Source organism: Streptomyces sp. NPDC005435 (assembly GCF_040703155.1).
Lineage (GTDB): Bacteria > Actinomycetota > Actinomycetes > Streptomycetales > Streptomycetaceae > Streptomyces.
The window spans coordinates 25,704-47,653 of record NZ_JBEXEQ010000034.1 but is presented as its reverse complement, the minus strand read 5'-3'; the positions used below and the strand labels follow the sequence as shown (position 1 = coordinate 47,653).

The following is a 21,950-nucleotide window of genomic DNA, read 5'->3' as shown; positions in this document are numbered from 1 at the left end:
GGTACTGCAGGGGGGACCCTGTGGGAGAGTAGGACGCCGCCGAACTAATTTTAGGGAAACCCCCGCACCATTGGTGCGGGGGTTTTCTGCGTTCCAGACCCTTTTTCAGAAAGTGACGTCCGCCGTTTTCACGACGCCGGCCTCGCGGCCCGGAGCGCTGTGGAAGTTCCAGTACATGTTGGTGTGGGCGATGACCAGATCCGGGGTCGGGGCGCCGAACTGGGTCAGGTCCTCGGTGGTGTGTGCGTCGGTGACCAGGGTGGCGTCGTACCCCCGGGTGATCGCGCCGTGCAGCGTCGAGCGGATGCAGATGTCCGTCTGGGCGCCGGCGACGACGATCCGGCCCACCTTCAGGTCCGCGAGGACGGACTCCAGGTCCGTGTCCTCGAAGGAGTCCCCGTAGAGCTTGTGGACGAGGGGCTCGTCGTCACGGCGCTTCAGCTCGGGGACGTACTCCCACTCCTTGCTGTCCTTCGGGAGGTCCTCGTCGGAGTGCTGGACCCAGATCACCGGTACGTCCGCCGTGCGGGCCTTCTCGATGACGGTGCTGATGTTCGCGATCACCTGGTCGCGCTCGTGGGCGCCTGCCACCACCCCGTTCTGGACGTCGATGACGAGCAGCGCGGTGTGCGGTCGGTCGGAGAGTGTAGTCATGCGCGCACTCTAGGACGGGGCACCGACAACACGCGGACACGCTGCGGAAATTGACTGGGAGCGGCCCGGACACCGGTATTAGCGTGAGGCGCATGAGCACTGTGGATGTCGCGGGATATGTGGTCCGGGGGATACGTGCCGACGAGTGGGAGCGGGTGAAGGCGCTGCGGCTCGACGCGCTGCGCGATCCCGCCGCCCCGCTCGCCTTTCTGGACACGTACGAGAACGCCGCCGCCCAGGAGGACCGGTTCTGGCGGGAGCGGACCGAGATGGCGGCCGAAGGGGCCACCAAGGGGCGGCAGTTCGTCGCGGAGGCGGCCGACGGGAGCTGGGTCGGGTCGGTGACCGTGCTGATGGAGCAGCCGGGCAGCGTGGACTGGTCGGGGCAGCCGGTCGAGCGGCGGCAGGGGCATGTGGTCGGGGTGTTCCTGCACGACGGGCACCGGGGCAGGGGGCTGATCCAGGTGCTCCTCGAGGCCGGCGTGGCGTGGGCGTGGGAGCAGGACGCCGAGCGGGTGCGGCTGTTCGTGCACGAGGAGAACGAGCGGGCGCGGAGTGCCTATCTGAAGGCCGGGTTCGCGCCCACCGGGGTCGTGCTGTCCTTCTCCGAGGGCGAGGAGGCCAACGAGGTGGAGATGGTCCTAGACCGGTAGTTCCTCGTGCGGCCAGCGGGCCCTCGCCTGTTCGCGGGAGCGGAGCAGGGCCCGGGTGTCGAGGCCCTGGGCGACGCCGGTGGCCAGGAGGCCGGGGAGCTGGGGGACGGGGGCCACGGCGGCCACGTCCTCCAGGACCAGGGTCAGTGGTGGGTCGAGCCGACCGGAGGATGACCGTTCGGCCATGCGCCGGCCGTGCTCGACCACGCTGGAGACGAGGGCCGTCAGCAGGGGCATCGCGCCCGGCCTGGTGCGGGGGTCCTCGATGGTTTCACCGACCACATAGAGCGTGCCCCCTTCGTGGACGAAGGAATCCAGGGCGAGTGTGTCGGTTCGGTGGGGAGTGCAGGACTCGCGGACGTTGACCGTGGTGAGCGCGGAGAGCGCACGGCCGGTCAGTTCCTGGGCGATGTCGCGGCGTTCGGGGTGCGCGGTGAGCGCGGCCTCCAGTTCGCCTGCGGCGCCGGGCGCGGCCTTGGGGTGGGTGCGCAGGACGCGTACGGCGTCCTGGATCTGGGTGCCCTGGGCCCAGCGGTGGACGTGGCGGACGGTGCGGCCGTCCAGCGCGGCGGCGTGCAGACAGCTGCGCAGCAGGGTGACGGCGGTGTCGGCGACCGCCTGGTCGAGCCGTGCCGAGGGGCGTACGGGGGCGAGGAGTGCCGTCGCCCGCTCCAGTGCCGTCGCCTTGTCCTCGCAGCCGGCCGTGGGGGACCAGTGGAGGCGGGCCGGGGTGTCGCAGCGGTGGGTGGGGTCGTACAGCAGGACCGGGCCGAGCTTGGCGCGGGCGTCCTTGGTGGCCGCCCACAGCGCCGGGTCGGAGGTGACGACCACGGCGGCGCCGGGGGCGTCCTGGAGGGCCTGGGCGGCCGTCGTACGGCGGTCCTCGGGGGTGCCGTAGAAGACGGGGCTCACGAGCGGGAGCGGGGCCGCGGGGGGTGCCACGGGGGCTTCCGGGAGCGGTGGCGGGGCGGGCTGTGCGGGCTCCGGGCGCGGCAGGGGTACCTGGGCGTGCGCGGGGACCTCGTGGGCCGGGGCGGGGGCCTCCTGGGCCTCGTACGGTGGTGCCGGTGGCGTGGGCGCTGTGGGTGTTCCGGCGGCCCGGCGGCGGGCTCGGCCCGCGCGCCAGCGGGCGAACGTGCCGAGGACGAACACCGCCAGGACGAACAGGATCATCAGCTGGCCCATGAACAGGCCCCAGAACAGGCCCCAGCCGGGCAGTTGGCCGTGCGGGGTGGCGGGCCAGGCGCCCGTGATGTCGTGCGGGTCGCCGATCAGATGGCGTATGGCGAGCGGGGTGCGGGTGAAGGCGAGCGGGGCGGGCCAGGCGCCCCGGGAGAGCAGGGCGCCGAGGCCCGTCGCCGTCCACACCAGCAGGGTGACTCCGAGGAGGAAGGCGATCAGGCCCAGGAGCAGGCCGTCGGGGATGCCGCCCCGGGTCTGCCCGCCGGCTCCCTGGCCGCCTTGTTCGTCCGCTCTCACGCGCGCGCTTCCTCTCCCGCTACGCCACCGTCGATTCGGAGTCGCCCAGGTGCTGTTCCACGAAGGCGGCCGCCCGGCGTTCGGCCTCCAGCTCGGCGGCGAACAGCGCGTCGTCCGGCGACAGGTCGCTGGAGGACTCGGTCATCGCGCGGTCGGTGAAGACCAGCGGGCGTTCGGTCTCGGTGATCAGGTGCTTGACGACCTGGACGTTGCCGTTGACGTCCCAGACGGCGATGCCGGGGGTGAGCGTCGGGATGATCTCGACGGCCCAGCGGGGCAGTCCGAGGACGCGGCCGGTGGCCCGGGCCTCGTCGGCCTTCTGGGCGTAGATCGTGCGGGTGGAGGCCATCTTGAGGATCGCGGCCGCCTCCTTGGCCGCCGCGCCGTCGACCACGTCGGAGAGGTGGTGGACGACCGCGACGAAGGAGAGGCCGAGGCGGCGGCCGAACTTCAGCAGCCGCTGGAACAGCTGGGCCACGAACGGACTGTTGATGATGTGCCAGGCCTCTTCGACCAGGAAGATGCGCTTCTTGCGGTCGGGCCTGATCCAGGTGTGCTCCAGCCACACGCCGACGATCGCCATGAGGATCGGCATGGCGATGGAGTTGCGGTCGATGTGGGAGAGGTCGAAGACGATCAGCGGGGCGTCCAGGTCGATGCCGACCGTGGTCGGGCCGTCGAACATGCCGCGCAGGTCGCCGTCGACCAGGCGGTCGATGACCAGGGCTACGTCGAGGCCCCAGGCGCGTACGTCGTCCAGGGCGACGTTCATCGCCTCGGCCGACTCCGGCTCGGGGTGCCGTAGCTGCTCGACGATGTCCATGAGGACGGGCTGGCGGTCGACGATGGTCTCGTTGACGTAGGAGTGGGCGACCTTGAGGGCGAAGCCCGCGCGTTCGTCCAGGCCGTGGCCCATGGCGACTTCGATGATCGTGCGGAGCAGGGCGAGCTGGCCCGTGGTGGTGATCGCGGGGTCGAGCGGGTTGAGGCGGATGCCGTGGTTGAGGGCGGCGGTCGGGTCGAGCCGGATGGGGGTTATCCCCAGCTCCTCCGCGATGAGGTTCCATTCGCCGACGCCGTCCTCGCCCTGGGCGTCCAGGACGACGACCTGGCGGTCCCTGAAGCGCAGCTGGCGCAGGACGTAGGTCTTCTCCAGCGCCGACTTGCCGTTGCCGGACTCGCCGAGGACGAGCCAGTGCGGGGCGGGGAGCTGCTGGCCGTAGAGCTGGAAGGGGTCGTAGATGTACCCCTTCCCGGAGTAGACCTCGCGGCCGATGATGACGCCGGAGTCGCCGAGGCCGGGGGCCGCGGTGGGCAGGTAGACCGCCTGGGCCTGGCCGGTGGAGGTGCGCACCGGCAGGCGGGTGGTCTCGACCTTCCCGAACAGGAAGGACGTGAAGGCGTCGGTGACGGCGGACAGCGGATCTCGCATGGAGAGCCCCTACCTATCGGATGCCGGTGGCGAACGGGAGGGTGTTCACGAACGCGCGGTGGTGCTCGCGGTCGCACCACTCCAGCTTCAGGTACGACTTGCCCGCGGAGGCCCGGATGGTGCGCTTGTCGCGGTTGAGGGCCTCGGGGGAGCGGGCGGAGACGGTGATGTAGCCGACGAGGTTGACGCCGGCCGCGCCGCTGGCGAGGTCTTCGCCGCGCTGGTCGAGGCGGTTGTGGGCGGCGATGTCGCGCGGGTCGACGGTGCGGTTCATCTTGGCGGCGCGGGACGCCTCGGCCTCGTCGTTGGTCTTCTCGGTGAGCATGCGCTCGATGGCGACCTCGGTGGGTTCGAGGTCCATGGTGACGGCGACCGTGCGGATGACGTCCGGGGTGTGGACGAGCAGCGGGGCGAGGAAGTTGACGCCGACGGGGGTCATCGGCCACTCCTTGACCCAGGCGGTGGCGTGGCACCAGGGGGCGCGGGTGGAGGACTCGCGGGTCTTGGCCTGGAGGTAGGTGGGCTCCATGGCGTCGAGTTCGGCGGGCCAGGCGTTGCGCCGGGTCATGGCCTGGATGTGGTCGATGGGGTGGTCCGGGTCGTACATGGAGTGCACGAGGGAGGCCAGGCGGCTCTGGCCGAGCGGCTGGCGGACGCGGATGTCGGCCTCCTGGAGGCGCGAGCAGATGTCGGTGAGCTCGCGGGCCATGACGATGGCGAGTCCGGCGTCGCGGTCGAGCTTGCGGCCGGCCTGGGGGCGGGCGGCGCGGGCCATGGCGTGGGCCTCGGCGGCCAGTTCGCGGTTGTAGCTCATGCAGGCGACGAGGTAGGCGCGGTGCTGCTCGCTGCTGGTGGAGACCATGGACTGGAGCTGGTCGTAGGACTGCTGGAGCCAGTCGGGGGAGCGGCCGTCGCCGCGCAGTGCGACGTCCTTGGCGTGGGCGTCGGGGTCGGCGGGCAGGGTGCGGGCGAGCATCTGGATGCGGGTGACGAAGCCGTCGCCGTTGGCCACGTGCTTGAGGAGGGTGCCGAAGCGGTCGACGAGGGCTTCCTGGTCCTCGGAGTCGCGCAGGCCGACGCCGGGGCCCTCGATCTCGATGGCGGCGGTGACGGTCTTGCGGTCGGCGTGGAGCAGTACGGCGATCTCGTCGGGGCCGAAGGGGGCGGCGAGCCAGTTGATGCGGCCGATGCCCGGGGGCGGGCCGACCTCGACCTCGCGGCCGTCCAGACGGGTGCCGGCCTCCATGACGGCGGAGCGGTAGACGGCGCCGCGCTTGACGGTGCGCTTGTAACTGCGGTTGATCTCGAACCACTTGTAGAAGGTGCGGCGCTTGTAGGGCACGTAGACGGCGGCGAGCGCGAGCAGCGGGAAGCCGGTGAGCAGCACGATGCGCAGGGGGAGGGCGGGGACGAGGAGGCCGCACATCATGCCGAGGAAGGCGCCGGCGACGATGAGCGCGATCTCGCCGGACTCGCGGTTGCGGCCGATGATCGCGTTCGGCCGGGCCCGGCCGATGAGATACGTACGGCGGGGCGTGACCGGATGGGACAGATGGGACTCGGTCGTCAACGCCCTTCACCTCCAGTGCGGTTGGTGCTGCTCTTGCGGGTGTCTCCGGCGTGCGGGGTGGCGGCGCGGGGCGCGGGGGTGGCCGTGCCGCCTTGCGGGGTGCGGCTGCTGTGGGCGGCGACGCCGCCGCTGGCGGGGTTGGCGGGGCGGGGGGTGTGGGCGCCGCCGCCGGAGTTGCTGTCGGCGCGGGTGCTGTGGGTCTTGATGCCCTGGGCGACGAGGGTGGCGGGGGAGCTGATGACGGCGGCGGCCTTGCTCTCGGCGCCCTGCATGATGCGGTTGTTGCGGGAGCCGGCGATCTCGTCGCCGAAGCCGGGGACGAAGCGGTAGATCATCGCGCTGGCGAAGATGGCGAGCAGGATGATGGCGAGGCCGGAGACGACGGCGCCGAAGGCGTCGGGGCCGTTGTCGCCGGAGAGGGCGCCGGCGAGGCCGAGCACGATGACGATGACCGGTTTGACCAGGATGACGGCGATCATGATGCCGGCCCAGCGGCGGACGTGGCCCCAGAGGTTCTTGTCGACGAGGCCGGCGTAGACGACGGTGCCGAGGAGGGCGCCGACGTAGAGCAGGGCGGCGCGGATGACGAGCTCCAGCCAGAGGACGCCGGCGGCGAGGATGCTGACCAGGGAGACGACGATCAGCATGATGGGGCCGCCGCCGATGTCGTCGCCCTTGTCGAGGGCGCCGGAGAAGGTGCCGAAGAAGGTGTCGGCCTGGTCGCCGGTGGCCTTGGCGAGGACGTCGGTGACGCCGTCGGTGGCGGAGACGACGGTGTAGAGGATCAGGGGGGTGAAGGCGGAGGCGAGCACCGTGAGCCACAGGAAGCCGACGGCCTCCGAGATGGCGGTGGTGAGCGGTACGCCGCGTACGGCTCGCTTGGCGACGGCCAGCAGCCAGAGCACGAGCGTCAGGATGGTCGACGCCGCGAACACGATCGCGTACTGCTGCAGGAACTTCTGATTCGTGAAGTCGACGTTCGCCGTCTCCTTCACCGCGTGACTGAGCTTCCCGATGGTCCAGGACGCGGCGTCGGCACAGCCTTTGGCCAGGGAGGAGAGGGGGTCGAGGGTGGAGGTGAGGGGGTTGTCGGGGGTGAGGGTCTTGCCTCCGCCGCCGCCCTTGCTCGGGTCGTCCAGAAGGCACCGGGACTTCGCGGGGCCCATGAGGAGGTCACACTTGTGGGACGAGGGCGTGGGCGACGGGTCGGCGACGGCTCGGGTCGCCAGCATGAAGAGGGCGGCCTGCACAGTGGTTACGGCGGCGGCGACCTTGAGCGCGCGGCGCGGGCTACCGGGCATAGGTGAAGCCTCCGTATTCCTGAACGGCCTTGGCCATCTGGTCGGCGCTGGACGCCTTGTCGTCGCCCGGGACGGGTGCGGGGCCGTCCTTCTGCGAGAAGCTCTCGACCTTCCAGTCGCCTCCGGACCAGTTCAGACGGAGCGTCAGGGTGAACCAGTCGCTCGTCACCGGGCTGGTCGAGCGGTCCCCCGCGGTTCCGTAGAGGCCCGTGCACCACACCTCGACGGTCGTCGCGCTGTCGGCGTAGTCGGTGGTCTTCGTGCCGATCGGCGCGGTGCGGGAGACGTAGGTCTGCCCCGCCGCGGCGTTGCCGTTGGCGTCGAGGCCGATGTCGCTCAGGAACTTCTGGTTGTACGCCTTGTCGAACTTCTGGGACAGGGAGGCCTGCTGGCCCGGCACGAAGACCTGCTTGACGATCTCCGCGCGCCGCGCGGGTTTGAGGAAGTCGGCCGAGACGAGCGCCGTCGCGTAGTTCGCCGCCGCGCTCTCCGCCCCCTGGCGGGTGTGCGCGTACCCCGTGGGGATGGTTCCCGTCTTCGTGCCCACCGGGTCCGTGCCGGTCGGGGACGTGGCGGAGGTGCGGGGGCGGTGGGCGGGGGTGGTGTTCTTGTCCGTCGTGTCCCGGGCGGATCCGCCCCGGTTCGCGAACGCGATGGCCGCGATCAGGAGGACGACCACGCCGACGACGGTGACCAGGCTGCGGGAGGAGGTGCGGCGGGGGGAGTTGGCGTAGGGGTCCTCGGGGAGGCGGGTGCGGGTGCGGGCCGTGTCGGTGTAGTCGTGCTCGTCTCCGGGACTCATGCCGCGTACGCCCTCTCCGCCTCGTAGGCATACGACGGTAGCCGTGCTGGTTCCCGCGCGGGCGCGGTGTGGTGACTCGACATCAGGGAAACGCAACCTCAGCCGGTGGGCACGACGGGCGGATGGGACGGGAGCGGACGGGGCGTCAGACCGCCATGCCGTACACGATCGTGAACAGCGTGCCGAGGGAGCCGATGATGAACACCCCGGTCAGGCCCGCGATGATGAGTCCCTTGCCCTGCTCCGCGCTGAAGGTGTCGCGGAGCGCCGTCGCGCCGATGCGCTGTTTGGCCGCGCCCCAGACCGCGATGCCGAGGCAGAGCAGGATGGCGACGGCCATCACCACCTCGATCATCACCTTCGCCTCGTTGCCCAGGGTGCCGAAGGGGCCCCAGTCCGGAGCGATCCCGCCGATGATGGTGTTGATGTCTCCCTTGTCGGCCGCGAAGAGCATGTAAGTCACCGCCCCTGATGGGTAGTTCCGAGAGGACCCCGCGGTGTGCAGAGGTCACGCCTCATTCTCGCCGACAACGTCGCCTTCGTATGTCGACTTGACGTCATTGACTGGCGGGTTTCGTACGAATACTTCGTACGGTGACTCTGTGTATCACGGCAGGTCACGCCGGGCAACGACGCAGGTGCGAAACCCGGGGTGAGGTTTCGTCGTTGGGCTTTTCTATGGCCTGAAACGGTTTCTGACGGCTGGTCGGGTGAGACGTCGAGCCGATGTTCTCACGGGGGTCCGGCGTTCAGCGGGGCTTCAGGCCGTGCAGCAGCAGGTGGACGTGCTCGTCGAGGCCGGCCATCGCGTCGTCGGCGTCCAGGGCGCAGCCGGCGATGAGGGCGGCGAGGCCGTGCAGGCTCGCGGCGGCGACCAGGGTGATGCGTTCGGGGTCGCCCTGGACGATCTCGCCGCGTTCCTGGGCGTCGGTGAAGAGCCGGGTGAGGGAGCCGAGGGTGCGGTCGACGGCGGCCGCGAGGTGGCCGGAGCCGGCGGGCTCGTGCTTGCGCGCGAACATCAGCTCTAGGAGTTCGGGGTTCTCGACCGCGAAGCCGAGGTAGGCGCGGGCGAGGGCGGCCATGCGCTGTTCCAGGGGTGCGCCGGGGGCGGCGGCGGTGGCGGCGGTCAGGGTGCGGTCCAGGCGCTCGTAGCCGTCGAGGGCGAGGGCGTCGAGGAGGGCCTGCTTGTCCTTGAAGTGACGGCCGGGGGCGGCGTGACTGACGCCCGCGGCGCGGGCCAGCTCGCGCAGGGAGAGGGCGCCCGCGCCCTTCTCGCGCAGGGTGCGTTCGGCGCTTTCGAGCAGGGCGGCGCGCAGGTCTCCGTGGTGATACGGGCGGGTCGTGGTGATGCGCGGCATGGGCGCCATGGTATCCCGATGTTGACGGCGCCAGCTTTGTTGTCGTTGACAGCATTGTTGTCGCTGCCTACATTGAGGGCATGGCCGATACGAGCGAAGAAGCGCGCCGAGCGCGCACATGGAACGCGTCCCAGCTGCCCGACCTGAGCGGCCGCACCGCCGTGGTCACCGGCGCCAACAGCGGCATCGGCTTCGCCGCCGCCGACGCGCTGGCCCGGGCCGGGGCGCACGTGGTGTTCGCGGTGCGCGACCCCGCGCGGGGTGAGGCGGCCGCGGCACGGGTGCCGGGCAGTACCGAGGTGCGCCGCCTGGACCTGGCCGACCTGGACTCGGTGCGCGCGTTCGCCGAGGCGTGGTCGGGCCCGCTGGAGATGCTGATCAACAACGCGGGCGTGATGATGCTGCCGGAGGGGCGGACCAAGCAGGGCTTCGAGACCCAGTTCGGCACCAACCACCTCGGGCACTTCGCCCTCACCAACCTGCTGCTCCCGCACGTCACCGGGCGCGTCGTGACCGTCTCCTCCGAGCTGCACCGGGGCGGCGACGGCGTGATCGACTTCGACAACCCGAACCTGCGCGGCCGCTACACCCCGACCCGCGCCTACGCCCAGTCCAAGCTGGCCAACCTCCTCTTCACCCTGGAGCTGCAGCGCCGTCTGACCGAGGCGGGCTCCCCGGTGCGCGCCCTCGCGGCCCACCCCGGGTACGCGGCCACCAACCTCCAGAGCCACGCCGCGAACCCGCTGATGCGCGTCTTCATGGCGGTCGGCAACAAGGTCGTCGCCCAGGACGACCGCGGCGGCGCCCTGCCCACCCTCTACGCCGCCACCCAGGACCTGCCCGGCGCCTCGTACGTCGGCCCCGGCAGCCTCGGCGGCATGCGCGGCGCCCCCGCCCTCAGCGGCCGCAGCCACGCGGCGAGCGACCCGGCGGCGGCCCGCCGGCTGTGGACCCTGTCGGAGGAACTGACGTCGGTGGCCTGGGAACTGGCGCCGGCCGCCCCGGCCGAGGGCGCGGGCCGGGCCTGACGGCCGGGCGTGCTCACGCCCCGTGACCGCCGGACGGGCGGGGCCGGGGGTGCGACCGTACGGTGGTGCCCGTACTCCGCCGACCGGGCGGAGTACGGGATTCCGGTAAACGGTTCACAGCGAAATCTCAGACAACTCGCAGCGGGTTTCTCACCTCCACGGGGAACAGTGAGGCCTGATGAAGCGCAGCTCTCGCATCTCGGTCACGTCCCGGCCCGCGTTGCTCGGGACGGTGGTGATGCTCGCTCTGACCTCGGCGTCCGTGGCCGCCGCCGACGGCGGGCCGGGGCCCCTCGGGGTCACGGCCGTGGCCGGTGTGTCCGCGCTGGGCGCGCGGGTGGGGGCGCTGTTCGAGGCGGGCCCGGACGGGCGGGTCAGGGGCGGGCACTTCTGCACCGCGTCCGTGGTGCGCGCCCGGGGCCGGGATCTGATCGTCACGGCCGCGCACTGTCTGTCCGGCAAGCGCGGGGACCTGGCGTTCGTGCCGGGGTACCGGGACGGCCGGGCGCCGTACGGGGTGTGGCGGGTCGCGGAGCGGGTGCTGCCCGAGGGGTGGGACGAGGACAGCGACGTGGCCTTCGCGCATCTGGCGGAGCGGGACGGGAAGCGGGTCGAGGACGTCGTGGGCGGCAACCGGTTCGTCACCGGGCAGACCACCGGGGCGACCGCCGTGACCGTGACCGGGTACCCCGACACACGCCAGGTGCCGATCCGCTGCACCAACAAGCCCGTGGCGTTCAGCCGTACCCAACAGCGCATCGCCTGCCCGCACTTCCCGGGCGGTACGAGCGGCAGCCCCTGGATCAACGGGGACGGACAGGTCGTCGGGGTGCTCGGCGGGCACCAGCGCGGCGGCTCCACCCCGGACGTGTCCTACAGCGTGGTGCTGGGGCGCGGGGCGGCCCGGCTGTACGAGCGCGCGACGGCGGGCTGAGCCGGGCCCGCACCCGGGGCCGACAGCCGTAAAAGCGTCATCTGCCCGGTACACAGCGCGAAATGACGCCACTTCGACAAGAAATGGCGATGAACCGCGCGTCCATGGGGCAGTGTTGGGGCGTGCGGAAGGTATGGGTGATCGGCGGGGCGGCCGTGGGGCTCGGCATGGGCTTCGTCATGCTGCTCGTCGTCGGGGTGTACGTCGTCGGCGGGAACCTCGTGAACGGCGTGGCCGCCGGCGGCCGGGGACTGGCCAGGGGTGCCGTGCCGGCCGCGTACCAGACCCTCGTGCAGCGGTGGGGCAATCTGTGTCCCGCGCTCACCCCGGCCCTGCTCGCCGCCCAGCTCTACCAGGAGAGCGGCTGGAACCCGACCGTGGTCAGCCCGGCCGACGCCCGGGGCATCGCGCAGTTCATCCCGAGCACCTGGGCGGCGCACGGCATCGACGGCAACGGCGACGGCAAGCGGGACATCTGGAACCCGGACGACGCGATCCCCTCGGCCGCCTCCTACGACTGCGAACTGGCCAAGTACGTCAAGGGCGTGCCCGGCGACACCAGCGACAACATGCTCGCCGCCTACAACGCGGGCGCCTACCGGGTCATCAGATCCGGCGGCGTGCCGGCCATCTCCGAGACGCGGAACTACGTCAAGCGCATCCGGGCGCTGTCGGAGAGCTTCGCCGCGCCCGTGAGCCGTATCGACCCCTCCCGGCAGGCCGCCGGGGCGATCGGGTTCGCGCAGAGCAAGCTCGGCACGCCGTATCTGTGGGGCGGCAACGGCACCGCGGCGCAGAACGGCCGGTTCGACTGCTCCGGGCTGACCAAGGCGTCGTACGCGAGCGTGGGGATCACCCTGCCCCGCGTGGCCAACGACCAGTACAACGCGGGACCGCATCCGTCACGGGATCAACTCCTTCCCGGGGACCTGGTGTTCTTCTCGCACGACCTGACCGATTCACGGGCGATCCACCACGTGGGCATCTATGTGGGCGGCGGCTATATGATCGACGCTCCCCGTACCGGGGCCGTGATCCGGTTCGATCCCATCGACACCTCCGAGTACTTCGGTGCCACCCGTGTCACCGAGGATGGCGCGAAAGCACTGCCCACGAAGGTGTGAGCACAGCGTGAACCAACCCCCTGAGCTGCGGCGATGAGTCTCTCTTCGATAACGTCTGCGTGATCATTCGGTGGAGGGTGGAACGCACCGGCAGGGGCTGTGCGTTCCTGTTGGCGTAGCCGAGCGGACGTCAGTGCGCCAGTGCAGCGGAAGCGGATCTACGAACCACGGGGGCCGGACGGCGCACACGAGGTGTGCCGGGACGACGACGAAGGGGCCGCAGCACCATGGCTGTACTCGCCGCATCGGCTGTACTCGCCGATTCCGGATCGAACCCCGACGTCGAGTTGCTGTACGACATCAACGGCCTGGCGAAGGCCGCGCCGCACTGGCTCGACCGGGTCATGGAGTTCGTCGGCGAGTACGGGCTGCCCGTCGCCATGGTGCTGCTCATCCTCGGCTGCTGGCTGAGCGTGCGGCGCCGGGGCGGCCGGGACGCGGCGGCCTCGGTGGCCGCGCTGGTGTGGGCGCCGCTCGCGGCCGCGCTCGCCGTCGTGGTGAACGCGCCGATCCGCAACTTCGTCGAGCGCCCCCGGCCGTTCATCGACCATCAGGGGCTCGACGTACTGATCGCGGGCAAGAGCGACTTCTCCTTCTGCAGCGACCACGCGACGATCACCATGGCGATGGCCGTCGGTCTCTTCGTCGCCAACCGCCGCTTCGGTGTGGCGGGCATCGCGATCGCCCTGCTCGAAGGCTTCTGCCGGGTCTACATGGGCGTGCACTACCCGACCGACGTCATCGGCGGCTTCGCGCTGGGCACGGCGGTCGCGCTGCTGCTGTCCCCGCTCGCCACGGCCCTGCTGACCCCGCTGATGAAGGCGATCGAGCGCTCCCCGCGCGCCGGCCGGCTGGTGCGCGCCCGCACCGCCCCCGGCGACCGGGACGGCACCGTGCTCTCCGGCGGCCGTACGGCCACGGGGACGGGCGCGGGCGACAAGGACCTGGCCGCCTGAAGCCGCCGAGGGGGCGTCAGATCCCCTGCGGCCAGGTGAAGAAGCGCTTCGGGTCGTAGCTCTTCTTCACCTCGGCCAGCCGCGCGGAGGCGCTGCCGTAGTACGCGGTGCGCCAGTCGGTGAGCGTCGGGTCGGTGTAGTTCTGGTACGCCGCTCCGGACGCGTACGGCCGCATCGCGCCGTGGGCCGCGTCCAGCCAGGAGCGGGCCGTGGTGCCGGAGGTGCCCTCGCTCCAGGAGGCGATGTACTGGGCCAGCATCCGTGAACGCCGGTGCACGAAGGCGGTCGCGGTGGGGGAGACCCGGTTGACGGCGCCGCCGAGCGCGGTGAGCGCGATGCTGCCCGCGCCGCCGCGCGCCGCGCCGATCTGCTTCAGCAGGGTCTGGACGCCCGCCGCGGACAGGGAGCGGTCGAAGAAGTCCGAGTGGGCCGCGTAGGTCTCCCGGCGCAGCGCACCGCGCGAGGAGCGGCCGGGGGTGGTGCCCGGCAGATGGCACTGGGCGTCCGTGGCGAACGTCGAGCAGCCGGCGTAGATCTCCATGGCTTCCTCGTAGCCCCGGCGGCGCAGGCTGACCGAGGAGGCGTTCGCGCCCGCGCTGTGGGCGAGGCGGTCCACGGCGTTCTGGAGGCCGCCGTAGGAGCCGACGGAGAAGCAGGAGACGGAGACGGTCGGGGTGCGGCCCGGGACGCACTCCAGGTGCAGCGCGGACCAGATCTCGTCCGGCTGCGAAGGGCCCCACTCCTGCCAGGCCTTGACCACGGCCGCCGCCTTCGACCAGGGCCAGGCGAGGTACGCGGTCACGGCCTGCGGCACCGGGTGGGTGCGGAAGTGCAGCTCGGTGACGACGCCGAAGTTGCCGTTGCCCGCGCCGCGCAGCGCCCAGAACAGGTCGGCGTGGTGCTTGGCGTCGGCCGTGACCTCGGTGCCGTCGGCCGTGATCAGGGTGGCCCGGGTGAGGTTGTCGCAGGTCAGGCCGTAGGCGCGGGAGGCGACACCGTGGCCGCCGCCGAGGACCAGGCCGGAGACGCCGACGGTGGGGCAGGAACCGGCGGGGAGGGTCACGCCCTTGGCGGCCAGGCCCCGGTAGACGTCGATCAGCTTGGCGCCCGCGCCGACGACCGCCTGGCCGCCGCTCGCGCTCACCTTCTTCAGCGCGGAGACGTCCACGATCAGCCGGCCGTCGCCGGAGGAGTAACCGCCGTACGAGTGGCCGCCGTTGCGGATCGCGACCTTGACCTTGTGGGTGCGGGCGTAGGCGAGCAGGGTGCGGATGTCGCCGGTGTGGGCCGGATAGGCGACGGCGGCCGGGCGCAGGCCGTCGAAGCGGGTGTTGTAGAGCCGGCGGGCCGGGGTCCAGTTCGCGTCGCCCGGGCGGACCAGGGTGCCGTCGAGGTCGTGCCCGAGCCCGCTCCAGCTCTTGGCGACGGGGCGTACGGCGCCGGAGGTGCCCTTCGAGGTCAGGGCGGTGGTGCTGGAGGGCAGCGTGGCCGGCGCGGGACCGGCGGCCGGGCGCGGGGCCGGGTCGCAGGCGCCGAGCGCGGTCGCGGCCAGTGCGGCGGCGCCTCCCGAGATGAACGTACGCCGTTGCATGTCCCCCGCCCTCCGCCGGTGTTCCCGTCCCCCGTGGAACGAGACGGCGACCCACCCGGCGGGGTTCCACGGGAGGGTGACAAGGTGTGGGACGAGTGCGTGGGCGGCGGGGGGCCGGGATCTCCACGTGGCCTCCTCGTGAGCGTTCCGTGACCTCACCGGGCCGACGGCAGGGGTTCACCCCTCGTTCACTTCGGGCCATCGGCGGCTTCACCTGTTCTGCCTAATTTCGGCCGTACCAGATGCGGAGTGCGGCCATAGATGCACTCACGTGTCCCCCTGACTTCGCACGCCGCCCGCCGCGGCGGCTCCTGGAAGGAACTCCCGAAAGTGATGCTTCAGCGCAAGAACCGGCTGCGCGCCCTGTCTCTCGGTGCTCTCGCCGTCTCCGGCGCCCTGGCCCTGACGGCGTGCGGCTCCGACGACACCGGCAAGCAGGCGGGTGGCGGTTCCTCCTCCGCGGCGAGCGCCGGGTCGGTCAAGTGCGACGGTGCGAAGGGCCAGCTCCTCGCGGACGGCTCCTCCGCGCAGAAGAACGCGATCGACGCCTGGGTGAAGAACTTCTCGCAGGCCTGTGGCGTGCAGATCAACTACAAGGGCGCCGGTTCGGGCGCCGGTGTCACCTCCTTCAACCAGGGCCAGATCGCGTTCGCCGGCTCGGACTCCGCGCTGAAGCCGGAGGAGGTCGCCGCCTCCCAGAAGATCTGCAAGGGCGGCCAGGCCATCGACCTGCCGATGGTGGGCGGCCCGATCGCGGTCGGCTACAACGTCCCCGGGGTGAAGGACCTGGTCCTGGACGCGCCGACCCTGGCGAAGATCTTCGACAGCAAGATCGCCAAGTGGAACGACGCCGCGATCAAGAAGCTGAACCCCTCGGCGAAGCTGCCCGACCTGAAGATCCAGGCGTTCCACCGCTCGGAGGACTCCGGCACCACGGACAACTTCACCAAGTACCTGACGGCCACCACCCCGGACAACTGGAAGTACTCCGGCGGCAAGGCCTGGCAGGCCAAGGGCGGTCAGGCGGCGGCCGGCTCGGCCGGTGTGGCCCAGGGCGTCAAGCAGAACGCGGGCGCGATCGGCTACTTCGAGCTGTCCTACGCCAAGGACATCGACACGGTCGCCATCAGCACCGGCGCCAAGACCCCGGTGAAGCCCTCCACCGACTCCGCCACCGCCGACATCGCGGCCGCCAAGGTCATCGGCACCGGCAAGGACCTCGCCCTGCAGCTCGACTACAAGACCAAGGCCGAGGGCGCCTACCCGATCACCCTGGTGACGTACGAGATCGTCTGCGACAAGGGCAACAAGGCGGACACCCTGCCCGCCACCAAGGCGTTCCTGAGCTACATCGCGAGCGAGGACGGCCAGAAGGTCCTCGGCGACAACGACTACGCCCCCATCCCCGCCGAGATCATCACCAAGGTCCGCAGCACCATCGACGGCCTGAGCTGACCTGATCCGAGTGTGCGGTCCGGGCCCCCGCCGGGGTCCGGCCGCACCGTCCGGTGCACCGCCGCCCGGAGCCGGGCCCACCGCCCGGCTCCCGTGAGCCGCCCACCCACGCGGCTCAGCAGACCGGAGAAACCCGATGGACATATCGACGACCGACGTACCTCCCCCCACCGGCCGGGCCGCCGCCCGCCGCGCGGACACCGCCCGGGGCACCTCCCGCACCGGTGACCGGGTGTTCCTCGCCCTCTCGCGGGGCTCGGGCATCCTGCTGCTGGTGATCATGGCCGCCATCGCGGTCTTCCTCACCTACCGCGCCTGCCTCGCGATCAGCGCCGACCACGGCAACTTCCTGACCACCTTCGAGTGGAACACCAACGCCAGCCCGCCGGTCTTCGGCATCGCGGTGCTGGCCTTCGGCACGGTCGTCTCCTCGGTCGTCGCCATGGTCCTCGCGGTCCCGGTGGCGGTCGCGATCGCGCTGTTCCTCACCCACTACGCCCCGCGCCGGCTGAGCGGCCCCATCGCCTACGTGATCGACCTGCTCGCCGCCGTGCCGTCCATCGTCTACGGCCTGTGGGGCGCCCTGATCCTGGTCCCGCACATGCAGGGCCTGTACGGCTGGCTGAACGAGTTCCTCGGCTGGACCGGTGTCCTCGCCTGGAACGGCGGCGCCCCGCGCGCGATGCTCACCGTCGGCATCCTGCTGGCGATCATGATTCTGCCGATCATCACCAACGTCAGCCGCGAGGTCTTCCGCCAGGCCCCCCGGATGCACGAGGAGGCCGCGCTCGCCCTCGGTGCCACCCGCTGGGAGGTCATCCGCATGGCGGTGCTGCCCTTCGGCCGCTCCGGCGTCATCTCCGCCTCCATGCTCGGCCTCGGCCGCGCGCTGGGCGAGACCATGGCCGTGGCCACCGTGCTCTCCCCGAGCTACGAGATCCAGGCCAGCCTGCTCGACCCGGGCGGCGGCACCTTCGCCCAGAACATCGCCTCGAAGTTCGGCGAGGCCACCGAGCAGGGCCGCGACGCGCTGATCGCCTCCGGTCTCGTCCTGTTCGTCATCACCCTGCTGGTCAACGGCGCGGCCCGCGCGATCATCGCCCGCCGCAAGGAGTACTCGGGGGCCAACGCATGAGCACCGCAGCCAACGGCACCGGCGTGAGCAACCTGCGCGCCGCGAGCCTGCCGAAGTGGACCCCGTGGGCGCTCGCCGGCGCCTCGGTGGCGATCGCCGTCGCCGTCGGGCTGGGCACCGGGCTCCACTCCAGGGTCCAGTGGGGCCTGATCGCCGCGCTCCTCTTCATCACCGGCACCTACGGCGTCGCCGCCCGTGTGGAGGGCCGTCGGCAGGCCAAGGACCGGATCGCCACCTCGCTGGTCTGGGTCGCCTTCCTGCTCGCCGTGGTCCCGCTGGTCTCCCTGGTGTGGGTGACCGTCTCGCGCGGCGTGAAGGTCCTGACTCCGTACTTCCTGAGCCACTCGATGGGCGTCGTCGCCGACTCCGAGCCGGGCGGCGGCATCTACCACGCCATCCTCGGCAGCCTGGAGCAGGTCGGCCTCGCCACCCTGATCGGCGCCCCGGTCGGCGTGCTCACCGCGATCTACCTGGTGGAGTACGGCCGCGGCCGGCTCGCCCGGGCGGTCACCTTCTTCGTCGACGTGATGACGGGCATCCCGTCCATCGTCGCGGGCCTGTTCATCCTCAGCCTGATGCTGATCTTCCAGCTCCAGCCCTTCGGCTTCGCCGGGTCGCTGGCGCTGGCCATCCTGATGATGCCGGTGGTCGTGCGCTCGACCGAGGAGATGCTCAAGCTCGTACCGAACGAGCTGCGCGAGGCGTCCCTGGCGCTCGGCATCCCCAAGTGGCGCACCATCCTCAAGGTGGTCCTGCCGACCTCGCTCGGCGGCATCGCGACCGGCGTCATGCTGGCCGTCGCCCGTATCGCGGGCGAGACCGCGCCGGTGCTGCTCCTGGTGTTCGGCAACTCCTTCATCAACGCCAACCCCTTCGAGGGCGCGCAGGCCTCGCTGCCGCTGTACATCTACCAGCAGTACGCGGCCGGCGCGGACCCGGCGTACGACCGCGCGTGGGCGGCCTCGCTGACCCTGATCGCGTTCGTGATGATCCTCAACCTGGCGGCCCGCGGCGTAGCCCGCTGGAAGGCCCCCAAGACCGGTCGCTGACGCGACCATTCAGCGACTGGAAGTGAAGCGGTAATGGCCAAGCGAATCGACGTCAGCGGACTCACCGCCTACTACGGCTCCCACAAGGCGATCGAGGACATCTCGATGACCGTCGAGCCGCGCTCGGTGACGGCGTTCATCGGCCCCTCCGGCTGTGGCAAGTCGACGTTCCTGCGCACCCTGAACCGGATGCACGAGGTCACCCCCGGCGGCCGGGTCGAGGGCAAGGTGCTCCTGGACGACGAGGACCTCTACGGCACCGGGGTGGACCCGGTGTCGGTGCGGCGCGAGGTGGGCATGGTGTTCCAGCGCCCCAACCCGTTCCCCACCATGTCGATCTTCGAGAACGTGGCGGCGGGGCTGCGCCTGAACGGCGGCTTCCGCAAGAGCGAGCTGAACGACGTCGTGGAGCGCTCGCTGCGCGGGGCGAACCTGTGGAACGAGGTCAAGGACCGCCTGAACCGGCCCGGCGCCGGTCTCTCCGGCGGCCAGCAGCAGCGGCTGTGCATCGCGCGGGCCATCGCGGTCGAGCCCCGGGTGCTGCTCATGGACGAGCCCTGCTCCGCCCTGGACCCGATCTCCACGCTCGCGATCGAAGACCTGATCGGCGAGCTGAAGGAACGGTTCACGATCGTCATCGTGACCCACAACATGCAGCAGGCGGCGCGCGTCTCGGACCGTACGGCCTTCTTCAACCTGGCCGGGGTCGGCCAGCCCGGCCGGCTGGTCGAGATCGACGACACCGAGCGGATCTTCTCCAACCCCTCCGTCCAGGCGACCGAGGACTACATCTCGGGCCGCTTCGGCTGAGCCGGAGGAGCCGAGGACTCCCCGCGGTGCTGCATGGCGGTGCCACCGCGGGGATGCGGAAAGGGCCCGCCCCCGGAAGATCCCGGGGGCGGGCCCATCGCCGTGTCGGCGGGTCCTACAGGACGGTCAGGTTGACCAGCTCGAAGGCGCCGGCCGCGACCAGCGCGGCGGCCGGCATGGTGATGAACCAGCCGAGCACGATGTTCTTGGCGACGCCCCAGCGGACCGCGTTGACCCGCTTGGTGGCGCCCACACCCATGATCGCGGAGGTGATCACATGGGTGGTGGAGATCGGGGCCTTGAACAGGTACGCCGTGGTGAACATGATCGACGCGCCGGTCGCCTCGGCCGCGAAGCCCTGGGGCGGGTCCAGCTCGATGATCTTGCGGCCCAGGGTGCGCATGATGCGCCAGCCGCCCGCGTAGGTGCCCAGCGAGAGCATCAGGGCGCAGACGATCTTGACCCAGACCGGGATCGGGTCGCCGAAGGTCTCGTTGCCGGAGATCACCAGCGCGAGCACCACGACACCCATGGTCTTCTGGGCGTCCTGGAGGCCGTGGCCCAGCGCCATGCCCGCGGCCGAGACCGTCTGGGCTATGCGGAAGCCGCGCTTGGCCTTGTGCGGGTTGGCGTTGCGGAAGAGCCACAGGATGGCCGTCATCACCAGATAGCCGACCACCAGGCCGACGATCGGGGAGAGGAACATCGGGATGACGATCTTCTCGATGACGCCGCTCCACAGCACGTCGATGCCGCCCGCGAGCGCCGCGCCCACCATGCCGCCGAACAGCGCGTGGGAGGACGAGGAGGGCAGGCCGAAGTACCAGGTGACCAGGTTCCAGACGATGGCGCCGACCAGCGCGGCGAAGAGGATGCCCATCCCCTTGCCGCCGTGCGGTGTCTCGATCAGGCCCTCGGAGACGGTCTTGGCGACCCCGGAGCCGAGGAAGGCGCCGGCCAGGTTCATCACGGCCGCCATCGCGAGCGCCGCCCGGGGGGTCAGCGCGCGGGTCGAGACCGAGGTCGCGATCGCGTTGGCGGAGTCGTGGAAGCCGTTCGTGTACGTGAAGAAGAGCGCAACCGCTACGGTCACGATCAGGGCGAAGGTGTCCATCGACGCCTCAGGACTCCTTGACGGCGATGGTCTCCACCGTGTTCGCCACGTGCTCGAACGCGTCCGCCGCCTCTTCGAGCACGTCCACGACCTGCTTCAGCTTGAGCACCTCGATGGCGTCGTACTTGCCGTTGAAGAGGTGGGCGAGCAGCTTGCGGTGGATCTGGTCCGCCTGGTTCTCCAGCCGGTTGACCTCGATCCAGTACTCGGTGAGGTTGTCCATGGTGCGCAGGTGGGGCATCGCCTCGGCCGTGAGTTCGGCCGCCCGCGCCAGGACCTCGATCTGCTGCTCGACTCCCTTCGGCAGCTCCTCGATGTTGTAGAGGACGACCAGGTCGACGGCCTCCTCCATGAAGTCCATGATGTCGTCGAGCGACGAGGCGAGGTTGTAGATGTCCTCGCGGTCGAACGGCGTGATGAACGAGGAGTTGAGCTGGTGGAAGATCGCGTGCGTGGCGTCGTCACCGGCGTGTTCCGCGGCCCGCATACGCTCTGCGATCTCGGCCCGGGCGGAGGGGTCCGCCCCGAGCAGTTCCATCAGGAGCTTGGAGCCCGTGACGATGTTGTCCGCTGACGCGGCGAACATGTCGTAGAAGCTCGTCTCCCTGGGGGTCAGACGAAAGCGCACGTTGAGGTCCTCGGGGTGCTTCGGTTGGGTCAGGCTGATGCTAGGCGCATCATCCGGCCACGGCTATCGGGCCATCCCCCAGTGTCGCCCATCAGGAAGCATGCTCGGCACGGGGGCGTTGCGCCAAGGGCCCGATACCCCGTGAAGTTGGTTACCATATACCCACCAGGGGTATGTGTTCCGGCTGTTTTCAGCCAGCCGGGGTTCCTTCCCCGTCAGCGAGTCCTTCATGGAGGCCAGCGATGACGACGACCGAGGCCGGCGCCACGCACGGCTACCACCACCAGAAGGACGAGCACCTCAAGCGGCTGCGCCGTATCGAGGGCCAGATCCGGGGCCTGCAGCGCATGGTCGACGAGGACACGTACTGCATCGACATCCTCACCCAGGTCTCCGCCTCCACCAAGGCCCTGCAGTCCTTCGCGCTCCAGCTCCTGGAGGAGCATCTGCGGCACTGCGTCGCGGACGCGGCGGTCAAGGGCGGCGCGGAGATCGACGCCAAGGTGGAGGAGGCCACGAAGGCCATCGGGCGGCTGCTGCGCACCTGAGCGCTTCCCGAGGGGTCAGGCCAGGGCGGCGCCGCGCTCCTCGGTGACCCGCAGCACCTCGTCGATGCTGGCCAGGCTGAGGCGGTCCTCCGCCGCCGAGGCGGCGATGATCAGCTCGCCGCACAGCTCTATCTCGGCGAGGGCCACGTGGTCCTGCACCGCCGTACCGCCGACCGGAGCCACGCGCGTCACCTCTTCCTGCCGTCACCGATGCCCGGACCGGCTTCCTAGAGTAGGCAGCGCTCCACATACCGCGCATGGCACGGACGGGCTAGTTCGGTACCGGCGGGGCGGACTATCCCGCCGGGCGTGGCGCCGGCCGTCCCGCC

The 21,950-nt window shown here is 70.9% G+C and carries 22 protein-coding genes; 10 read left to right on the top strand and 12 right to left on the bottom strand.

Annotation, left to right across the window (positions count from 1 at the left end; translation table 11 throughout):
* Positions 1–105: 105 nt before the first annotated feature.
* Positions 106–654 carry an isochorismatase family protein gene (locus tag AB0898_RS30580; RefSeq protein ID WP_366806297.1) on the bottom strand — a complete coding sequence of 183 codons (549 nt, stop codon included), beginning with the start codon at positions 652–654 and terminating at the stop codon, positions 106–108.
* A 92-nt stretch (positions 655–746) separates the two neighbouring features.
* Between AB0898_RS30580 and AB0898_RS30575 the strand changes: the two genes are divergently transcribed.
* Complete coding sequence (locus AB0898_RS30575) at positions 747–1,307, top strand: GNAT family N-acetyltransferase (RefSeq protein ID WP_366806296.1); 561 nt, start codon at positions 747–749, stop codon at positions 1,305–1,307.
* Here the strand turns inward: AB0898_RS30575 and AB0898_RS30570 are convergent.
* The 7 genes from AB0898_RS30570 to AB0898_RS30540 all read right to left on the bottom strand — a co-directional run bounded on the left by AB0898_RS30570 (position 1,296) and on the right by AB0898_RS30540 (position 9,258).
* Positions 1,296–2,786, bottom strand: a complete 1,491-nt coding sequence (locus tag AB0898_RS30570; protein WP_366806295.1) for a type VI secretion protein — start codon at positions 2,784–2,786, stop codon at positions 1,296–1,298. The two genes, AB0898_RS30575 and AB0898_RS30570, sit on opposite strands and share 12 nt — an antisense overlap.
* Before the next feature lie 19 nt (positions 2,787–2,805).
* A complete protein-coding gene (locus AB0898_RS30565; RefSeq protein ID WP_366806294.1) occupies positions 2,806–4,218 on the bottom strand; it encodes an ATP-binding protein in 1,413 nt (470 codons plus the stop codon).
* Positions 4,219–4,231: 13 nt separating this feature from the next.
* Positions 4,232–5,788 (bottom strand): SCO6880 family protein, encoded by a 1,557-nt coding sequence (locus tag AB0898_RS30560; protein ID WP_366806293.1) that lies wholly within the window; start codon positions 5,786–5,788, stop codon positions 4,232–4,234.
* On the bottom strand, positions 5,785–7,089 hold the full coding sequence (locus tag AB0898_RS30555; protein WP_366806292.1) for a hypothetical protein: 1,305 nt from the start codon (positions 7,087–7,089) through the stop codon (positions 5,785–5,787). Before AB0898_RS30555 ends, AB0898_RS30560 begins: the two co-directional genes overlap by 4 nt.
* On the bottom strand, positions 7,079–7,891 hold the full coding sequence (locus AB0898_RS30550) for a hypothetical protein (protein ID WP_366806291.1): 813 nt from the start codon (positions 7,889–7,891) through the stop codon (positions 7,079–7,081). The genes AB0898_RS30555 and AB0898_RS30550 overlap by 11 nt, the downstream gene beginning before the upstream one ends.
* A 145-nt stretch (positions 7,892–8,036) precedes the next feature.
* Positions 8,037–8,345: a hypothetical protein gene (locus tag AB0898_RS30545; RefSeq protein WP_018548503.1), complete on the bottom strand. Its 309-nt coding sequence runs from the start codon at positions 8,343–8,345 to the stop codon at positions 8,037–8,039.
* Positions 8,346–8,640: 295 nt separating this feature from the next.
* Positions 8,641–9,258 carry a TetR/AcrR family transcriptional regulator gene (locus tag AB0898_RS30540; protein ID WP_407078433.1) on the bottom strand — a complete coding sequence of 206 codons (618 nt, stop codon included), beginning with the start codon at positions 9,256–9,258 and terminating at the stop codon, positions 8,641–8,643.
* Between the two features lie 71 nt (positions 9,259–9,329).
* Here AB0898_RS30540 and AB0898_RS30535 point away from each other — a divergent pair, with 71 nt between their 5' ends.
* From AB0898_RS30535 to AB0898_RS30520, 4 genes are all read left to right on the top strand, one after another.
* Positions 9,330–10,277 carry an oxidoreductase gene (locus AB0898_RS30535; protein ID WP_366806289.1) on the top strand — a complete coding sequence of 316 codons (948 nt, stop codon included), beginning with the start codon at positions 9,330–9,332 and terminating at the stop codon, positions 10,275–10,277.
* Positions 10,278–10,455: 178 nt separating this feature from the next.
* Positions 10,456–11,211: a trypsin-like peptidase domain-containing protein gene (locus AB0898_RS30530; protein ID WP_366806288.1), complete on the top strand. Its 756-nt coding sequence runs from the start codon at positions 10,456–10,458 to the stop codon at positions 11,209–11,211.
* Between the two features lie 167 nt (positions 11,212–11,378).
* Positions 11,379–12,335, top strand: coding sequence for a bifunctional lytic transglycosylase/C40 family peptidase (locus AB0898_RS30525; RefSeq protein ID WP_366806299.1), 957 nt, complete (start codon positions 11,379–11,381; stop codon positions 12,333–12,335).
* A gap of 227 nt (positions 12,336–12,562) precedes the next feature.
* Positions 12,563–13,291, top strand: coding sequence for a phosphatase PAP2 family protein (locus AB0898_RS30520; RefSeq protein WP_366806287.1), 729 nt, complete (start codon positions 12,563–12,565; stop codon positions 13,289–13,291).
* Positions 13,292–13,307: 16 nt separating this feature from the next.
* On the opposite strand, the gene AB0898_RS30515 is transcribed toward AB0898_RS30520, so the two are convergent.
* Positions 13,308–14,882 (bottom strand): FAD-binding oxidoreductase, encoded by a 1,575-nt coding sequence (locus tag AB0898_RS30515; protein ID WP_366806286.1) that lies wholly within the window; start codon positions 14,880–14,882, stop codon positions 13,308–13,310.
* 330 nt (positions 14,883–15,212) lie between these two features.
* Between AB0898_RS30515 and pstS the strand changes: the two genes are divergently transcribed.
* The 4 genes from pstS (at position 15,213) to pstB (ending at position 19,331) form a co-directional block, all read left to right on the top strand.
* Complete coding sequence (gene pstS / locus AB0898_RS30510; protein WP_366806298.1) at positions 15,213–16,337, top strand: phosphate ABC transporter substrate-binding protein PstS; 1,125 nt, start codon at positions 15,213–15,215, stop codon at positions 16,335–16,337.
* Between the two features lie 136 nt (positions 16,338–16,473).
* Positions 16,474–17,472, top strand: coding sequence for a phosphate ABC transporter permease subunit PstC (gene pstC, locus AB0898_RS30505; RefSeq protein WP_366806285.1), 999 nt, complete (start codon positions 16,474–16,476; stop codon positions 17,470–17,472).
* Positions 17,469–18,521 carry a phosphate ABC transporter permease PstA gene (gene pstA / locus AB0898_RS30500; RefSeq protein WP_366806284.1) on the top strand — a complete coding sequence of 351 codons (1,053 nt, stop codon included), beginning with the start codon at positions 17,469–17,471 and terminating at the stop codon, positions 18,519–18,521. The genes pstC and pstA overlap by 4 nt, the downstream gene beginning before the upstream one ends.
* 33 nt (positions 18,522–18,554) lie before the next feature.
* On the top strand, positions 18,555–19,331 hold the full coding sequence (pstB, locus tag AB0898_RS30495) for a phosphate ABC transporter ATP-binding protein PstB (protein WP_366806283.1): 777 nt from the start codon (positions 18,555–18,557) through the stop codon (positions 19,329–19,331).
* A gap of 115 nt (positions 19,332–19,446) precedes the next feature.
* Here pstB and AB0898_RS30490 read toward each other — a convergent pair whose 3' ends face one another.
* Positions 19,447–20,445, bottom strand: coding sequence for an inorganic phosphate transporter (locus AB0898_RS30490; RefSeq protein WP_018548492.1), 999 nt, complete (start codon positions 20,443–20,445; stop codon positions 19,447–19,449).
* Between the two features lie 7 nt (positions 20,446–20,452).
* Positions 20,453–21,073 (bottom strand): DUF47 family protein, encoded by a 621-nt coding sequence (locus AB0898_RS30485; protein WP_361111138.1) that lies wholly within the window; start codon positions 21,071–21,073, stop codon positions 20,453–20,455.
* A gap of 242 nt (positions 21,074–21,315) precedes the next feature.
* On the opposite strand from AB0898_RS30485, the gene AB0898_RS30480 reads away from it, so the two are divergent.
* Positions 21,316–21,621: a metal-sensitive transcriptional regulator gene (locus tag AB0898_RS30480; RefSeq protein ID WP_366806282.1), complete on the top strand. Its 306-nt coding sequence runs from the start codon at positions 21,316–21,318 to the stop codon at positions 21,619–21,621.
* Between the two features lie 15 nt (positions 21,622–21,636).
* Here AB0898_RS30480 and AB0898_RS30475 read toward each other — a convergent pair whose 3' ends face one another.
* Entirely contained in the window at positions 21,637–21,804 is a 168-nt protein-coding gene (locus AB0898_RS30475) for a hypothetical protein (protein ID WP_199586844.1), read from the bottom strand.
* Positions 21,805–21,950 lie beyond the last annotated feature (146 nt).